The 463-nt window shown below is 71.1% G+C and carries 1 protein-coding gene; it reads left to right on the top strand.

The annotated features are described in order from the left end of the window. Positions 1-463, top strand: a 463-nt coding sequence (locus E2E34_RS35045) for an ATP-binding cassette domain-containing protein (protein WP_138905804.1), incomplete at both ends; no start/stop codon positions are given.

The following is a 463-nucleotide window of genomic DNA, read 5'->3' as shown; positions in this document are numbered from 1 at the left end:
TCCAAGACCCCACCTCCTCCCTCAACCCCGCCCTCCGCGTCGGCGGCCAGCTCGCCGAAGTGGCCACCCTGCACGACGGCGCCACCCGCACCGAAGCACGGGCCCGCGCCGTCGAACGGCTCGACCGCGTCCGCATCAAGCACCCCGCCGACGTCGCCAAGCGGTACCCGCACGAACTGTCCGGCGGCATGCGCCAGCGCGCCGTCATCGCCATGGGCCTGATGAACACGCCCCGGCTGATCATCGCGGACGAACCCACCACCGCCCTCGACGTCACCGTCCAGCGCGAAGTCCTGCGGGTCCTGCGCGAAGCGGTCGACGAGACGCAGGCAGGCGCCCTGTTCATCTCCCACGACATCGCCGTCGTCAGCGAACTCTGCGACCGGATCGCTGTCATGTACGCGGGCCGCATCGTCGAGGAACTCCCCGCCGACGCCCTCCACTACGCCCGCCACCCCTACAC

Source organism: Streptomyces albidochromogenes, from assembly GCF_005981925.1.
Lineage (GTDB): Bacteria > Actinomycetota > Actinomycetes > Streptomycetales > Streptomycetaceae > Streptomyces > Streptomyces albidochromogenes.
This window is presented reverse-complemented; position numbering and strand designations above follow the sequence as displayed.